This is a genomic window from Pseudoflavonifractor intestinihominis (assembly GCF_040096055.1).
Classification (GTDB): domain Bacteria; phylum Bacillota; class Clostridia; order Oscillospirales; family Oscillospiraceae; genus Pseudoflavonifractor; species Pseudoflavonifractor intestinihominis.
The window spans coordinates 43,366-59,418 of record NZ_JBBMFK010000008.1 but is presented as its reverse complement, the minus strand read 5'-3'; the positions used below and the strand labels follow the sequence as shown (position 1 = coordinate 59,418).

At 65.6% G+C, this 16,053-nt stretch carries 14 protein-coding genes and 1 pseudogene; 9 read left to right on the top strand and 6 right to left on the bottom strand.

What is annotated here, in order from left to right; all coding sequences use genetic code 11:
- The first annotated feature begins 14 nt into the window (after positions 1-14).
- The 7 genes and pseudogenes from WMO64_RS06430 to WMO64_RS06400 all read left to right on the top strand — a co-directional run bounded on the left by WMO64_RS06430 (position 15) and on the right by WMO64_RS06400 (position 6,245).
- Positions 15-827: a mannonate dehydratase gene (locus tag WMO64_RS06430; RefSeq protein WP_349231426.1), complete on the top strand. Its 813-nt coding sequence runs from the start codon at positions 15-17 to the stop codon at positions 825-827.
- Between the two features lie 27 nt (positions 828-854).
- Positions 855-1,700 (top strand): SDR family oxidoreductase, encoded by an 846-nt coding sequence (locus tag WMO64_RS06425; protein ID WP_349231425.1) that lies wholly within the window; start codon positions 855-857, stop codon positions 1,698-1,700.
- A gap of 6 nt (positions 1,701-1,706) precedes the next feature.
- Positions 1,707-3,004 (top strand): annotated as a pseudogene (locus tag WMO64_RS06420) (NAD(P)-dependent oxidoreductase).
- 37 nt (positions 3,005-3,041) lie between these two features.
- Positions 3,042-3,689 (top strand): bifunctional 4-hydroxy-2-oxoglutarate aldolase/2-dehydro-3-deoxy-phosphogluconate aldolase, encoded by a 648-nt coding sequence (gene eda, locus WMO64_RS06415; RefSeq protein WP_349231424.1) that lies wholly within the window; start codon positions 3,042-3,044, stop codon positions 3,687-3,689.
- On the top strand, positions 3,682-4,029 hold the full coding sequence (locus WMO64_RS06410; protein ID WP_349231423.1) for a VOC family protein: 348 nt from the start codon (positions 3,682-3,684) through the stop codon (positions 4,027-4,029). Before eda ends, WMO64_RS06410 begins: the two co-directional genes overlap by 8 nt.
- A gap of 26 nt (positions 4,030-4,055) precedes the next feature.
- A complete protein-coding gene (locus tag WMO64_RS06405; protein WP_349231422.1) occupies positions 4,056-5,081 on the top strand; it encodes a PfkB family carbohydrate kinase in 1,026 nt (341 codons plus the stop codon).
- A gap of 75 nt (positions 5,082-5,156) precedes the next feature.
- Positions 5,157-6,245, top strand: a complete 1,089-nt coding sequence (locus WMO64_RS06400) for a sugar kinase (protein WP_435412055.1) — start codon at positions 5,157-5,159, stop codon at positions 6,243-6,245.
- A gap of 103 nt (positions 6,246-6,348) precedes the next feature.
- Here WMO64_RS06400 and WMO64_RS06395 read toward each other — a convergent pair whose 3' ends face one another.
- Positions 6,349-10,188: an NACHT domain-containing protein gene (locus WMO64_RS06395; protein WP_349231420.1), complete on the bottom strand. Its 3,840-nt coding sequence runs from the start codon at positions 10,186-10,188 to the stop codon at positions 6,349-6,351.
- 333 nt (positions 10,189-10,521) lie between these two features.
- On the opposite strand from WMO64_RS06395, the gene WMO64_RS06390 reads away from it, so the two are divergent.
- Together WMO64_RS06390 and WMO64_RS06385 are read left to right on the top strand one after the other, a co-directional pair.
- On the top strand, positions 10,522-10,929 hold the full coding sequence (locus WMO64_RS06390) for an SMI1/KNR4 family protein (RefSeq protein ID WP_349231419.1): 408 nt from the start codon (positions 10,522-10,524) through the stop codon (positions 10,927-10,929).
- A gap of 35 nt (positions 10,930-10,964) precedes the next feature.
- A complete protein-coding gene (locus WMO64_RS06385) occupies positions 10,965-11,183 on the top strand; it encodes a hypothetical protein (RefSeq protein WP_349231418.1) in 219 nt (72 codons plus the stop codon).
- Between the two features lie 127 nt (positions 11,184-11,310).
- Here the strand turns inward: WMO64_RS06385 and WMO64_RS06380 are convergent, their stop codons facing one another.
- The 5 genes from WMO64_RS06380 to WMO64_RS06360 are packed head-to-tail and all read right to left on the bottom strand — an operon-like array spanning position 11,311 to position 16,051.
- Positions 11,311-12,159, bottom strand: a complete 849-nt coding sequence (locus WMO64_RS06380) for a class II fructose-bisphosphate aldolase (protein ID WP_349231417.1) — start codon at positions 12,157-12,159, stop codon at positions 11,311-11,313.
- Between the two features lie 26 nt (positions 12,160-12,185).
- The gene (locus WMO64_RS06375; RefSeq protein ID WP_349231416.1) at positions 12,186-13,220 is read right to left on the bottom strand and encodes a zinc-dependent alcohol dehydrogenase; all 1,035 of its coding nucleotides are present in this window, start codon (positions 13,218-13,220) and stop codon (positions 12,186-12,188) included.
- Positions 13,217-14,416 (bottom strand): iron-containing alcohol dehydrogenase, encoded by a 1,200-nt coding sequence (locus WMO64_RS06370; protein WP_349231415.1) that lies wholly within the window; start codon positions 14,414-14,416, stop codon positions 13,217-13,219. Before WMO64_RS06370 ends, WMO64_RS06375 begins: the two co-directional genes overlap by 4 nt.
- 22 nt (positions 14,417-14,438) lie before the next feature.
- Positions 14,439-15,290 (bottom strand): PTS system mannose/fructose/sorbose family transporter subunit IID, encoded by an 852-nt coding sequence (locus WMO64_RS06365; protein ID WP_349231414.1) that lies wholly within the window; start codon positions 15,288-15,290, stop codon positions 14,439-14,441.
- Complete coding sequence (locus WMO64_RS06360; protein WP_349231413.1) at positions 15,287-16,051, bottom strand: PTS mannose/fructose/sorbose/N-acetylgalactosamine transporter subunit IIC; 765 nt, start codon at positions 16,049-16,051, stop codon at positions 15,287-15,289. The genes WMO64_RS06365 and WMO64_RS06360 overlap by 4 nt, the downstream gene beginning before the upstream one ends.
- Positions 16,052-16,053: the final 2 nt, after the last annotated feature.

The following is a 16,053-nucleotide window of genomic DNA, read 5'->3' as shown; positions in this document are numbered from 1 at the left end:
ATAAGGAGAACACAATGAAACTCTCGTTTCGCTGGTACGGAGAGAGCGACCCCATCTCTCTGGAGTATATCCGCCAGATTCCCGGCATGCGCAGCATCGTCACCGCTGTGTACGACGTCAAGCCTGGCGAGGTCTGGCCCGAGGAGAGCCTGGCGGCCCTGAAGAAGGACTGCGAGGACAACGGCCTGGTGTTCGACGTGGTGGAGTCCATCCCCGTCCACGAGGACATCAAGCTGGGCCGGGGCGACCTGGACCACCTGCTGGAGGTCTACTGTGAGAACATCCGCCGCTGCGCCAAGTACGGCGTCAAGTGCGTGACCTACAACTTCATGCCCGTCTTTGACTGGACCCGCACCCAGCTGGACAAGAAGGCCCCCGACGACCCCCCGTACCCCATCTTCGGCCTGCCCCGCATCATCACCTGCGAGGCCAACCTGGACCGGTTCCTCAAGCTGGTGGACTCTCCCGCCAACTGCCTGTGCCTGTGCACCGGCAGCCTGGGCTGCGCCAGGAGCAACGACGTGGTGGCCATGGTGCGCAAGTACTCCGCCATGGGCCGCATCGCCTTCATGCACATCCGCAACGTGAAGATCATGGAGGACGGCTCCTTTGAGGAGCGGGCCCACCTGTCCAGCTGCGGCAGCCTGGATATGTACCAGATCGTCAACGCCCTGGTGGAGACCGGCTTTGACGGCTACGTCCGGCCCGACCACGGCCGCATGATCTGGGGCGAGACCGGCAAGCCCGGCTACGGCCTGTACGACCGCGCTCTGGGCGCGGCCTACATCAACGGCCTGTTCGAGGCCTGCGAGAAGGCAAAGAAATAATCTTTTTCTGAAAGAAGGAGCTTTATTATGATCAATCTGCCTCTGAATGTGGATTTTACCGGCAAGGTCGTCGTGGTGACCGGCGCCGGCGGCGTGCTGTGCGGCGAGATGGCCCGTGCCTTCGCCCAGGCGGGCGCCAAGGTGGCCGCCCTGGACCTGAACGAGGACGCCGTGAAGAAGCTGGCCGATGAGTGCAAGGCCGAGGGCTATGTCTGCGAGGGCTACAAGGCCAACGTGCTGGAGATCGAGGCTCTGGAGGCCGTCCACGCCCAGGTGCTCCAGGACCTGGGTCCCTGCGACATCCTCATCAACGGCGCCGGCGGCAACAACCCCCGCGCCACCACCGACAACGAGTATCAGCACGAGGCCAAGGAGGGCCAGAAGACCTTCTTTGACCTGGAGCCCAGCGGCGTGGACTTCGTGTTCAAGCTGAACTTCCAGGGCACCCTGCTGCCCACCCAGGTCTTTGCCAAGGACATGGTGGACAAGCAGCACGGCTGCATCCTGAACATCTCCTCCATGAACGCCTACATCCCTCTGACCAAGATCCCCGCCTACTCAGGCGCCAAGGCCGCCGTCTCCAACTTCACCCAGTGGCTGGCCACCCACTTCGCCGGCAGCGGCATCCGCTGCAACGCCATCGCCCCCGGCTTCCTGGTGTCCAACCAGAACCGGAAGCTCCTCTTCAACGAGGACGGCACCCCCACCCCCCGTACCGCCAAGATTCTGGCCGGCACGCCCATGAACCGGTTCGTGGAGAGCGACGAGCTGCTGGGCGGCGTGTTCTTCCTGTGCGACGACAAGGCCGCCAGCGCCATCACCGGCGTGGTGCTGCCCATCGACGCGGGCTTTGCCGCCTACTCCGGAGTGTAACAGGTCATGGCGCTTCACGTTATGGACGAGGCAGCGCGGTGCCTGGGCTGTAAAAAGCCCAGGTGCCGGGAGGGCTGCCCCATCGGAACCAATATCCCGGAGGTCATCCGCCTGCTGAAGGAAGGCAAGCTGGACGAGGCGGGCTGGATGCTCTTTGAGAACAATCCGCTGACCACCGTCTGCTCCCTGGTGTGCAACCACGAGAGCCAGTGCGAGGGGCACTGCATCCGGGGCATCAAGGAAGCGCCGGTCCACTTCTCCATCATCGAGAACTACATCTCCACCACCTACGCCAACAAGATGGTGAAGGGCCCCGCGCCGTCCAACGGCCGCCGGGCCGCCGTCATCGGCGCGGGCCCCGCAGGCCTGACCATCGCCATCATTCTGGCCCGGTACGGGTACCAGATGACCATCTTCGACGGCCGGGACAAAATCGGCGGCGTCATGCGGTACGGCATCCCAGACTTCCGCCTGCCCGACGCCGTGCTGGACGACATCGCCTACCGCCACCTGGAGCTCAAGGGCATCAAATTCCGCCCCAACACCTACATCGGCAACACCCTCACCATTGACGACCTGTTCCGGGACGGCTATGAGAGCGTGTTCGTGGGCGCGGGGCTGTGGCGGCCCAACCGGCTGAACATCAAGGGCGAGAGCCTGGGCCACGTGAGCTACGCCATCAACTACCTGGCAAACCCCGACGCCTTCCATCTGGGGGAGCGGGTGGTGGTCATCGGTACGGGCAACTCGGCCATGGACTGCGCCCGCACCGCCATCCGCAAGGGGGCCAGGCACGTGGTATGCGTGGCCCGGGGGGACGCCATCAGCGCCAGCCAGTACGAGACCAGCTACGCCAAGCTGGAAGGGGTGGACTTCCTCATGGACAAGGCCACCCTGGAGATCCGGGACGACGGCGTGGTGCTCTCCGACAACCAGAGGCGGGAGGACGGCTCCGTGGCCCCGCGGAGGGCACGGAGGAGCTCTACCCCTGCGACAGCGTCATCATCGCCGTCAGCCAGGGTGCGGAGAGCAACCTGGTCCAGACCACCCAGGGCATCGACACCAATGTAAAGGGCCTGCTCACCGTGGACGAGGACGGCCGCACCAGCCGACCCGGCGTGTTCGCCGCCGGCGACGCGGTCAACGGCGCCCGCACCGTGGTGGAGGCGGTTGCCAACGGCAAGCGGGTGGCCGAGGCCATGCACGCCTACATGCAGAGCCTGCCCATGCCCGAGCCAGACCAGTACGCGGACGTGCCTGTGGCCCGGGAGGCCCAGGTGCTCCAGACCCCTGCCGGGTCATAGACAAGATCTACTGCTGCTGAAAAGGAGCGTTATCAACATGAATGCCATGAATGAAGCCATTTCCAACATCGGCGTTGTGCCGGTGATCAAGCTCAACCACCCCGAGCGGGACGCCGCCGCCCTGGCCAACGCCCTGTGCGAGGGCGGCGTGCCCGTGGCCGAGGTGACCTTCCGGGCCGCCGGCGCCGCCACCGCCATCAAGCTGATGAGCCAGGCCCAGCCCGATATGCTGGTGGGCGCGGGCACCGTGCTCACCACCGGGCAGGTGGACGAGGCCCTGGCCGCCGGCGCCAAGTTTATCGTCACCTCTGGCCTGGACCCTGATATCGTGAAGTACTGCCAGGCCAAGGGCGTGCCCGTCTACCCCGGCTGCAGCTCCGCCACCGACTACCACACCGCCTTCAAGCTGGGCCTGGAGGTCGTCAAGTTCTTCCCCGCCGAGCAGTGCGGCGGCCTGGCCAAGATCAAGGCCCTCAGCGCCCCCTTCCCCATGTTCAAGGTCATGCCCACCGGCGGCATCTCCCTGAAGAACCTGAAGGACTACCTGTCCTGCCCGGTCATCTGCGCCTGCGGCGGCTCCTACATGGTCACCGCCGACCTGATCGACAACCAGAAGTGGGACGAGATCATCAACCTGTGCAGGGAGTCCGTGGCCATCGTGAAGCAGGTGCGGGGCAATGGCTGACTATGTGCTGGCCCATGTGGGCATCAACGGGGCCAACCCGGAGGAGGCCCGGCGGGCGGCCGCCCTGTTTGGCACACTCTTCGGCTTCACGGCCAAGGAGGGCAACAGCTCGGTCTTTGCCGGCAGCGGCATCGAGGTCATGAAGGAGCCCTACAAGGGCACCCACGGCCACATCGCCATCGGCACCCCCGATGTGGCGGCGGCCCAGGCGGAGCTGGAGGCCAAGGGCTTCACCTTTGACCCCTCCACCGCCAAGTACCTGCCCGACGGCACCCTCAACGCCATCTATCTCAGCGATGAAATCTGCGGCTTTGCTCTCCACCTGGTGGGCAGGAAGTAAGGCGCATACAGGAGGAATCCCGACCTATGAAAGTTGTTACCTTCGGCGAGCTGATGGTCCGGCTCCAGCCCTACAACTACGAGCGCTTTGTCCAGGCCGACCACCTGGAGTTCAGCTTCGGCGGCGGCGAGGCCAACGTGGCCGTGTCCCTGGCCAACTACGGCGCCCACGCCGTGTACGTCACCAAGCTGCCCGCCCACGCCATCGGCCAGGCGGCGGTCAACTCCCTGCGCCGGTACGGCGTGGACACCACCAAGATCGTCCGCGGCGGAAACCGGGTGGGCATCTACTACAACGAGAAGGGCGCCTCCCAGCGGGGCAGCGTGTGCATCTACGACCGGGCCCGCTCCGCCATCCAGGAGTCCCAGCCCTCCGACTTCGACTGGGACAGCATCTTTGAGGGCGCGGACTGGTTCCACTTCACCGGCATCACCCCCGCCCTGGGCCCCAACCTGGTGGACGCCTGCGAGGACGCCTGCAAGGCCGCCAAGGCCCGGGGCGTGAAGATCTCCTGCGACCTGAACTACCGGGGCAAACTGTGGACCCGGGACCAGGCCCGTGCGGCCATGACGCGCCTGTGCCAGTACGTGGATGTGTGCATCTCCAACGAGGAGGACGCCAAGGACGTGTTCGGCATCGAGGCCGAGGCCACCGACATCTACGCCGGTGAGATCAACCGTGAGGGCTACAAGTCCGTGGCCAAGCAGCTTGCCGACAAGTTCGGCTTTGAGAAGGTGGCCATCACCCTCCGGGAGTCCCACTCCGCCTTTGACAACGGCTGGAGCGCCATGCTCTACGATGTGGCCTCGGACGAGTACTGCTTCTCCAAGAAGTACGACCTCCACATCATCAACCGGGTGGGCGGCGGCGACAGCTTCGGCGGCGGCCTGATCTATGCCCTGCTGTCCGGCAAGTCCACCCAGGAGGCGGTGGAGTTCGCTGTGGCGGCCTCCGCCCTCAAGCACTCCATCGAGGGCGACTACAACATGGTCACCCTGCCCGAGGTGGAAAAATTGGCTGGCGGCGACGGCTCCGGCCGCATCCAGCGCTGAATATCAGACAAACAGGGCCGGCTGCATCAGCAGCCGGCCTTCCTTTTTATCTATGACAGAGAGGAGATGCAGGCCATGATACACCGCAATCCGCTGCTGAGTCCCCAGGGGGACACGGGGAAGTTCATCACCGTGGGGGAGATCATGCTGCGGCTCACACCCCCGGACTACGGAAAGATCCGGGTGGCCACCAGCTTTGAGGCCAGCCACGGCGGCAGCGAGGCCAACATCGCCCTGGCCCTGGCCAACCTGGGCGTGGACAGCACCTTTTTCACCGTGGTGCCCAACAACAGCCTGGGCAAGAGCGCGGTGCGCATGCTGCGCAGCAACGACGTTCACTGCACCCCCGTCATCCTCAGCACCCCCCAGGAGACCCCAACCCACCGGCTGGGCACCTACTATCTGGAGACGGGCTACGGTATCCGGCCCAGCAAGGTCACCTACGACCGGAAGCACAGCGCCTTTGCCGAGTACGACTTCCGCCAGGTGGACCTGCACGCCCTGCTGGAGGGCTTCGACTGGCTCCACCTCAGCGGCATCACCCCCGCCCTCAGTCCCTCCTGCGCCCGGCTGGTGCTGGACTGCCTGAAGGCGGGCCGGGAGCTGGGCATGACCATCAGCTTTGACGGCAATTTCCGCAGCACCCTGTGGAGCTGGGAGGAGGCCCGGGACTTTTGCACCAAATGCCTGCCCTATGTGGATGTTCTGCTGGGCATCGAGCCCTATCACCTGTGGAAAGACGAGAACGACCACAGCAGAGGGGACTGGAAGGACGGCGTGCCCTTCCAGCCCAGCCTGGAAGAGGAGAAGATGGTGTTCGACACCTTTGTGGCCCGGTACCCCAACCTGAAGTGCATCGCCCGCCACGTGCGCTACGCCCACAGCGGCAGTGAGAACAGTCTGAAGGCCTACATGTGGTACAAGGGCAAGACCTACGAGAGCCGCCTCATCACCTTCACCATCCTGGACCGGGTGGGGGGCGGCGACGCCTTTGCCAGCGGCCTCATCTACGCCATGCTGAAGGGCTGGAGTGCGGAGGAGACCGTCAACTTCGCCGTGGCCAGCAGCGTCATCAAGCACACCATCCACGGAGACGGCAATATCACTGACGACGTGGACACCATCCGCAGCATCATGAACCAGAGCTATGATATTAAAAGGTAAGGGACGCCGCAGTTCAAATCCAGAGCGGCAAAGCGAGGCTCCGGGCCACTGGCCCGGAGCCTCGTGCTTTTTTTCTGCGTAAGGTCCCCTCGCAGAGGAACTTTTACGCCTCTGTCCCTGTCAGCCGCGCCACCACCTGGCGCCACTCTTCGGTCCCCTGCCCCCGGAAAAGCCCGTCAAATTCAGGGGATACCCGGGTCAGGCGGGACAGACGCAGCCAGTGGAGTCGCAGCGCGTCCATGCCCAGAAAGTACCCCGTGGTGTACCGGATCCGGCTCAGATCAGTCCAAAGGGCTTCCCGAAGGAGCGCATGGTCGGCGCGGCGGTTCCGGGGGTCCCGGAGGGCGGCGGACAGAGCCTTTTCCAGCCGGGCGGCCGTGGGGATCTGCTGCTGGTAGAAGGTGCGGATGGCCGACTGGAAGGCCTCTGTCCGCAGCGGAACAGGCCGGACCGGAGCGTACTCGGCCAGCAGGATGATGGTGAACAGGTCGGGGGCATAGCCATCCTCTTTCTCCAGGCGGGCGTCGCACCGGCAGATATCCCAAGTCCCCCGGTAGCGGCGCTCCAGCTCCTGTTTCAGGGCGTCCCGGTCCCGCACCGCGCCCTGGATGTACAGCTCCGGCTCCTGCCGCTCCAGCAGCTCGTTGAGAAAGCGGATACGGCAGAGCTGGACGCCCTTTCCCTGGCCGGAGCAGGACCGGGCGGTGGACTCCCACAGAAAATCCAGCTCGGCCTGATTCAGGGCGGGGTCCGGGCCGGGGCCGGGCAGCGCCTCTTCCCCCTGGCCCAGCCGCACCTGACGCATCAGCAGCAGGGCGGACAGACGCCGGGCGGGGTAGGGCTGGAGCCCCCGCTGGATCTGGTAGATGCGCAGATAGAGCTGCCAGGCGTGGAGGGCGTGGCGGGGGTCGGCCAGGGCCTCCCGGGGGATGGGGCTGTGCAGGCCCGGGTTCTGCTGGAAAAAGGCCAGATCCGGGCTGTTCTCCAGCAGCTCCTGCTGGTTTTCGCAGAAGCACCCCAGCATGTTCAGCGCCGCGCCGGAGGCCCCCTCGTGAAAGGCCGCGTAGACGCTCAGCAGCTTGGCCACATAGGAGGCCTCCAGGAGGAAATGCACCGTCTCGCTGCCCATCCAGCCCCTGGCCTGGTAGTGGTCCAGCCGCAGCCTGGCCCGGTCGGCCAGGGCCAGGAGGGCGGGGAGCACCGGGCGGCTCTGGGGCAGAAGCCGCCCCAGCACCGGGTCTGCCTCGGGCCAGTCCCCGCCCCGGTCCGCCAGGCCATGGAGGGCCGTCCACACCTGGTCCGCCGTGGCCCGCTCCTCCGGCGGGACGGCGGACAGGGGCTGCTCGCCCGGGTCCTGGCCGTTGAGGAGGCGGGCGACCTGCTCCAGGTAGACCTTGGCCAGGCTGTGGTATCCGTCGGAGTTTTTGAACTCCGGGTGGTCCCGGTGGACCCGGATGGCCTCCCGCGCGGCCTCCGCCGCCTGGGCAAACCGTCCCTTCAGCCGGAGCTCCCGGGACTGCTCGCACAGGTCCAGCATGATGTACTCCACCCCCACCCGGCCGGAACAGGCAGGGTCCAGACAAGCCCGGAGGGCGGCGGCCCTTGTCAGCCACGCCCGCTGCTGGGGCAGTTCCAGTGCCGCGCACATCTCGGCGGCCAGGGTACACAGCAGGTAGCCGGAGAGACCGGCGCAGGGGGTGCTGTCCGGATGCTCCAGAATGCCCCGGAGTACATCCTCCCCGCCGAAGAGCACGCAGAGAAAGCCGTAGACCCGCCTGAGCATGGGGCGGTGGAGATAGTGGGCGGGGCAGTCCCAAAAGGGGCCCTCCATGGTCCCGTGGCCGGTGCGGTTCTGTTGGTAGGCGGCGTAGAACAGGTTGGCCATGTGGAGCATGGCCAGGCTGTCCCCCATGGCGTGGTTGACAAAGTGGTAGGCCCACTCCAGAGTGTCCGGGTCAAAGCTGCGGTGGAGGACGGCGGCGGCCTGCCCGGCGGCGAGCCCCTCCGCCGTCAGGGCTCCGCTCTGGGAGGCCAGGACCTCCAGCCCGCCGTGTTGATACTGGGGGAAGTGGCGCAGCATCTGCCGGAAGGCGAGGAAGCTGTCCCGGATGAGGCCCTCCACCCGCTGGCCGTCCACCGGGTCGGCGGCGGAGGGCACATAGTAGCTGTCGCACACCTGGTGGACCAGCATTCGGAAGGCCACCGCAGGCAGGGCGAACAGGAGGAAAAAGGCGTCCAGCTCGCTGCGCACGTCGTCCCCGGGGCAGCTCTCGCACCAGCGGCAGATCTGGACGCACAGATAGCGGTAAAAGAGGGCCTCCTGTCCGCTGCCCACTGCAGGGGAGAGCCACCGGTCCCGGATGCTCTGGAAGATGGGGGCATGGGCGTCCGAGAGAAAGCGCTGGGTGGAGCCGTACAGGGTGAGGAGAAAGGGGGTGTTCAGCCCCTCGCTGTCCTCCGTCTGGGCCTGGCCGCTGCGCCGCAGGTAGTCCAGCCGCTGGGCCCGGCCGATGGTCCGGATGCGGCAGGGGACGCCGCCCCGCCACAGGTTGGAAATGCCCCGCAGGCCCAGACGCCAGGCGGCGAGCTCCTCGGGGGGCAGCTTGCTGCTGACGATGATCCGCAGGGAGGGGAGGCGGCACAGGGCCACCAGGTCGTCGCACAGGGCCTGGACCCCCTCGGGGGCGGTGATCTCGTCCAGTCCGTCCAGAATGAGGAGCCGGCCGGACAGGTCCTCCCGGTCCGGCAGAAGGACGCCCTGGAGCTCCAGCCAGGTGAGCAGCCGGGGCCGTCCGTTTTCCTTTTGCAGGTTGCGCATCTCGTAGGCGGTATAGACCCGGCTGAGCGGGACGAAGATGGGCCGGAGGCGGGGCAGATACCGGCACAGCAGCCGCAGGGAGGTGGTCTTCCCGGCGCCGGACACGGCGCTGTCCTGCTCCCCGCACAGGAGGAACAGCCGGGCGGTATCCCAGCGCTCCAGAATCTGCTCCATGGGAGTGCTGCAGGGGCGGCCCCTGCCGGCGGGCAGGGTGCGGAAGGTCTGCCCCTCCACGGTCACGTCCGGGATCAGCTCGTCGGCGATCTCCTCCATATTCCACTGGAAAATGCCGTCGCTCCTGCTCAGGTCCCAGCGGGGCGGCGGGGGGGAGACGGCCCGGTCCCGGGGCCCGTCCTCTCCGGCCAGCCAGTGTGCCGCCGGGCTGTCCGCCGCGGGATAGCAGTCCTCGGTCAGCAGGGCCAGGACAAAGAGAAGGCTCAGCTGCCGGAGGGCCCGCTCCCGGCCCTCCGCCTGCCAGGAGACCGAGGGCCTGCCCATCTCCCGGCGGACGCCCTGGAACAGGTCGTCGATTTGGAGCGCCGCCGCGCCGCTCAGCTGGAAGCCGTCCCGGGCGCAGCTCTCGTCCAGCCGGTCCCGCACCTGCTGCAGGCGCAGAACCGGCTGCTTCCGGTACTGCTCCAGCAGCTGGTCCAGGTACTCCCTGCACACCTCCTGCTTTCCCGTCTCCCGGTACTGATAGCAGCCGTGCTGGAGGATGGACAGCTTGTTCTGGACGCTCTTTTTGGTCAGGCCCTTCTCACCCCGGAGAAGCTGGATATCAAAGACGGTCCCGCCGAACACCCAGTCCATGAGCGCGTCCATGGCGGGCGGCTTTCCCGCGCCCAGGATGGGTGGCCCGCCGGTGCACAGCGCCTCCCGCAGGCCCCACAGCGTCACGTGCCGCCGGGGCTCCGGGCCCACCCGGTCCAGCCGCTCCAGGACCTTCCGGCAGTGGTTGAGCTCCCGCTTCAGGGCATCCGCCCGGGCGGGAGAGGCGGAGCGGAGCTTCTCCTCCGTTCTGGCGAGCTCCTTGGCCAGGTCGGCGGCCACGCCCGCCTGAAAGTCCGCCAGCTTTTTGCCGTTTACCAGGCGTTCCCGCCAGGAGATGTCGCGCGTTCCGGGCATCACAACCCACGCTCCTTTCAAGCATCCCGACATGGTCGGGATGCTTTTTTGCGTATCAGGGCGAAAAAGCCGGAATTCGAGGGAGGGATGAACCCCATCTCTCCGCCGAAATTCCGGGGATTTTGACTGAATTTAGTGTACCATACAAATTTTTCTTCCGCAATCCCCGGTACGCGGACGGCGGCTTGTCCCGGACGGGTCCCGACTGCTTCCCGAACCGGCGGGTTGCGGGGGCGAACGGAGGGGAATAAGGTCACATCAGAGGGAAAAAGATGGATTTCTGCAGTTCCGCGCCGGAACTTTGCAGCACTTATGACAGCAAGGTGGAGATCCATGGCGATCAGCCTGTACAAGCAGATCCTGATGATGACCCGGAGAATGCCGGTATCCCTTGCGCCCCCGGCGTCCGACGGAGCCGTGGCCGCCTTCCGGCGGCACTGCCCACGGGCCCCGGATGTGCTCTATGAGCTGTGGGCCATCAGCGACGGCATGGAGCTCAACGCCCCGGGCACCGTGCTCTACAGCGCGGGAGAGGCGCTGAAGGAGCCGGTATTGGGCGGCTGCGTCCCGCTGGGCCGCATGTCCTTCGGCGATCCCCTCTACCTGGACGCCCGGGGGCAGGTGCTCCAAATAGATCGCAGGAACGGCGCGCTCTTCCAGACCTGGCCCACCCTTGTGGACTTCCTGGAGGAAGAGCGGAAGACGGCGGAGGGGCGGGGGAGGGCCCCTTGGGCGGAGTAGAGAACGGCGGAAGAGAGAGAAAAGGAGGGTGGAACATGTCCAAAGACCTGATCTGTGCCAATGGGGCGCCCTTCCGCAGGGCGGCCGTAGGTCCCATGGCCGGTGTGGACCCTGCCTGGAGACCCCTGGGGACGGCGTGCTGCACTGCGGGACGGTTCTGCATGGAGCAGCGGGCAAAGGCCAGGACAGTCCGGCCCTCCGCAGAGGCGGGATACCTGATGTCCCGTACCCTGCCGCAGCACCGTTCGGCCTGACGGGGCGTCGGAACAGCCCGGAACAGGAAAAAGGGTATGCACCTCAGTGCATACCCTTTTTCCGTCTGAAAAGCCGGCAGTGCCAGCCCTTTGCTATGCAGCGCGGCCGCTTCACGGCCGGGAGAGGTCACGCTTTCCCGGCGGAACCGCATATGTCGATGTAGTGTTCCAGGGTCTGCGTATACCCCTGGGCCAGCAGCGGGTACATCTTGTAGGCGCCCATGCCCATCAGGTTGTCCTGGGCGGTCAGGGCGGCGATGGCGCCCCGCTTCAGGTCGTTGGAGATGTTCAGCTTGCAGATGCCCATCTTGCAGGCCCTGGACAGATTTTCATCTCCGGTGCCCGAGCCGCCGTGGAGGACCAGGGGCACAGGGACGGTCTCCCGCAGTTGCCGCAGCAGGTCGAACTGGAGCTTGGGGGTGCCCTTGTAGGGGCCGTGGGCAGTGCCGATGGACACCGCCAGGGTATCCACCCCGGTCTCGGCCACAAAGGAGGCCGCTTCGGCGGGGACGGTAAAGACGCTGCTGCCCGTACCCTCTCCCGAGTCGTCGGGACCGTCGGAGTTGGTGCCCACATGGCCCAGCTCGGCCTCCACGCCCACGCCCACGGCATGGGCGATTTTGACCAGTTCCTTTACCTGGGCCACGTTCTCCTCATAGGGCAGGGAGGAGCGGTCCACCATGATGTCGGTATATCCGGCGCGGATGGCCCAGACGGCCTCCTCATAGGTGGCGCCGTGGTCCTGACAGATGGCGATGGGCACCCGGGTGCGCAGGGCGATGTCCGTAATGATGCGGCCGAACATCATGATGTCGGGATTGACTTTAAACAGGGAGATGAGGATCAGGGGGGAATTCTTGGCCTCCGCCGCCGCGATGCAGGCGCGCACCGTGTGCTCGTTTTCCACCGCGGGGGCGGGGATGCAGTAGCCCTCCTGCCGGGCCTTCTGCATCAGGCCCACCATAGAGACCAGCATAGCCGCTCACACCTTTCTATTTCGTATCAGAATTTGATCATCACCCGGTAGGTGTCCATACTGCAGGCCCGCTCAAAGGCGGTGTCCGCGTCCTCCTTTTCATAGGACTCGGTGAGGAGGGGCCGCAGGTCCACGATCCCCTTGGAGAGGATGCGGGCGGAGGTGTCAAAGGACTTTACGCTGGGGCTCTTGGAGCCGGTGATCACGACCTCGGTGTTGTGGATGGCGTTGGGGCTGACCTGGATGGGCTCGTCGGGGTGGAGGGAACTGTACATCACGCACCGGCCCAGCGGAGCGGTCATGGCCACGGCCTGGGCCGCCAGCGCGGCAAAGGGCGTGGTGTTGAAGACCACATTGGCGCCCATGCCACCGGTGAGTTCCTTGACCCTGGCCACCACGTCCTCCTCCTTGGGGTTGAGGACCACGTCCGCGCCGTAACGGCGGGCCATCTCGGCCCGGTTGGGGTCGGGCTCGCTGAGAATGACCCGGGCGCCCGACATCTTGGAGGCAATGACATGGAGCATGCCCATGATGCCGCCGCCGATGACCGCCACGTCGTCCCCCAGCTCGATCTGGCCCCGCTCGATGCTGTTGAGCACACAGGCGAAGGGCTCCACAAAGACGGCCTGCTCATAGGGGGTGTCGTCGGCCAGGGGGTAGACCTGGTCCAGGTTTACGGCCAGATATTCACCCAGACCGTTGGGGTTCAGGCTGCCGGCGGAGGCGGCGGACTTGGCGTAGGCCCCGGTGCACAGGTTCTCCTGTCCGTGGCGGCAGTAGTAGCAGGTGCCGCAGGACTGGAGCACCCGGACCGCCACCTTTCGGCCCAGCGGCCAGGCGGCGGCGTCCACGCCGGGACCCAGCTCCTCAATGACGCCGGCGCACTCGTGGCCGCCCACATAGGGCAGGGCCTTTTTGGTGACCTGGGTAAACACCCGCTGCTCAAAGGTGCACAGGGCGCAGGCGTGGATGCGGATGAGCACCTGCCCTGGGCCGGGCACCGGCTTTTCGATGTCAAAAACCCCGGTCTTTCTGGGGCCCGTAATGGCGACAACCTTCATTTCAGATCCTCCTCATTGATTCCGTAGTATGCCTGAAGATAGAGGTCCCGCAGGGAGTCGTCCCCCCGGAAGCCGCGAATCCAGTAGATATGTCCGATGGCCTTGACCATTTCAATGTACTCCGGCAGCTTGTCCAGGAACTCCTGCTCCGGCACACCGGCATCCCGGATGGTCTTGGGCATACCCAGCAGGTCGTACATCTCCCAGATGCGCCCCACCAGAGCCCGCTGCTTTTCCTCCGGGCTGCCGCCGGGGATGCCCAGCTGCTCGGCCAGGGGCAGGTAGTGGTTTTCCGGCAGCAGGTAGAGCATGGTGTAGGGCAGGAAGATGCCGATGATCTCGCCGTGGGGGATGTGGTAGGCCTTGGCGAACATATCCAGCTTGTGCTCCAGGCCGCCGCCGGCGTTGTTGATCTCGTCCCCCGCCAGGTAGGCGCACACGTGCATCATGTCCCTGGCCTGGGGATCGGCGGTCAGGTAGGAGCGGGGCAGATTCTGAAGGATGCTCAGGGCCACCTGGGTACAGATCATCTTGTCCATGGGGTTGGCGGACTCCACGCTCATGGCGCCGATGACATGGGCCAGGGCGTCCACACCGGCGTTGGCCACCACCTTTTTGGGCAGAGAGGAGAGCAGGTCAAAGTCCAGGAACACCTGGCCGGGGCGGATGGCTCCGTCGATCAGCAGGGCCTTGGTGCCGTCGTAGCGCTTGTAGACCGCCGCACCGGTGGCCTCGGCGCCGGTCCCGCTGGTGGTGGGCACGGCGATGAGCACCGCCTTTCCGGGAAAGGCGGGCAGCGGGGTGCCGCCGGTGAGGGTGTCCCAGGTCAGCTCGGGCCGCTCGTAGAAGGCCCAGAGGGCCTTGGCGGTGTCCATGGTGGAGCCGCCGCCGATGGCCACGATCTGGGTGGGGGCGAATTCACGGATGACCGGAATATAGGGGTCGATGGCGGCAAAGGAGGGCTCGTCCTTCACGCCGCAGATGATGCGGTATTCCTGACCGGCCAGAGTCTGGCCGGTCAGGGTCTGAAGGAGCGGGCTGTCCATCAGGTAGGCGTCCAGCACCAGGGCGATCCGGCCGCCGGGGAGGGCGCCCAGCTGGCTGAGGGCGCCGTGGCCCATGGTGACCTTGGGCGTGCTCAGGTGGCAGGTGAGCCCCGGCGCGCCGGGCAGGTGATAGGGGTTTGGTTTTTTCACGTTTCAGGACTCCCGTCTGTATTTAGATAATGTGCAGCAGGCCCAGGACCAGACCGCCGATGATGAGGATGAGCATCATCTTCAGGGCGGAGCAGCCCTTGTCCATCCGGCGGTAGACCACCATGGTGAGGATCAGCGGGAGCATGCAGGGCATGATGGCGTCGAACACGTCGGTCTGGAGATTGAATACGCCGGTGGTGAGCTTAAAGGAGACCGTGGTGCTGAGGGTGACGTACTTGGCCACCAGGGCGCCCATGACGGTGCAGCCCATGATGCCGGCGCCCGAGATGATCTTGTTGATCACGCCGCTCTCGATAAAGCTCATCAGGGCCTCGTCGCCCTTCTTGTAGCCCAGGTTAAAGGACCAGTAGCCCAGGGCGGCCACAACGGCCACAAAGACCAGGAAGTAGAGGATGGGACCCAGCACGTTGCCGCTCTCGGCCAGGCCCAGGGCCACGGAGAGGAGCAGTGGGGCAAGGATGGCCTGGATGAAGGTGTCGCCGATGCCGGCGAGGGGACCCATCAGGCCGTACTTGATGGAGGGAAGGGCGTCGTCGGCCAGGGCCTCCTCGCCGGAGGCGATCCGCTCTTCCATGGAGGCGCACAGGCCCACGATGGCGCTTCCGGTGCGCACCTCGGAGTTGAAGAAGGCGGTATGGCGCTCCATGGCGCGGCTGCGGGCCTCCAGATCGTTCTTGTCGTACAGCTCGTCGATGATGGGGCACATGGCGTGGAGAAAACCGATGCCCTGGAGCCGCTCGTAGTTGTAGCAGCTGTGGGCGTAGAAGATCCAGTTGAGGAAGCACTTCCAGCGGGCCTTTTTGGAGACCCTTCTGATCTTGTCGGTGTCGTGCATCAGAGTGTTTTCGCTCATTTCACAGCCGCCTCCTTTTCATCGCTGCTGCTTTTCAGCTGCATGTAGAGAATCGCGAAGATCAGCGCCAGGGCGCTGATTGCAATCAGGTCCAGGTTCAGGTACACCACCAGGATAAAGCCCACGAAGAAGAAGCACCGGGCGTCGCCCTTAAAGATGGCCTTCATGTTCATGGCGATGCCGATGACGGGCAGAATGCCGCCGATCACGCTGAGGGCGGAGAGGATCGCGGAGCCGGAGAGGGCGTCTACCACGCCGGAGATGGCGTTGACGCCGAAATAGCAGGCCAGGGTGCAGGGGATGATGTAGATGGCGGCCAGGATGATCTGGGGATAGAGGACATTGGCCAGGAAGACCTTTTTGGTGTTGCCCTCGGCGGCGTACTTGTCGGCCAGGTGGGTGAAGGGGACGGCGGAGAGCATACGCAGCTGGTAGAGGGCGGTGCCGATGAGGCCGATGGGCACCGCAATGGCCACGGCCTCCGTGGCGCTCAGACCGGTGGTAATGGCGGCGGCAGTGCCCATGATACCCGCCAGAGCGGAGTCGGCGGGATAGGAGCCGCCGGTGGACATGACGCCCAGGTAGATGAGCTGGATGGTGGCGCCGATGATGGTGCCTGTAATGGGATCGCCCAGCACCAGGCCCACCATGAAGCCCAGCAGGAGCGGCTTGCCGAAGGTGTAGTAGCCGGCGCCGATGACCCAGGGGCCGGCGTTGAGGTAGTAGAAGATCCCGCAGATAACCGCCTGCAGCAGACTCACAA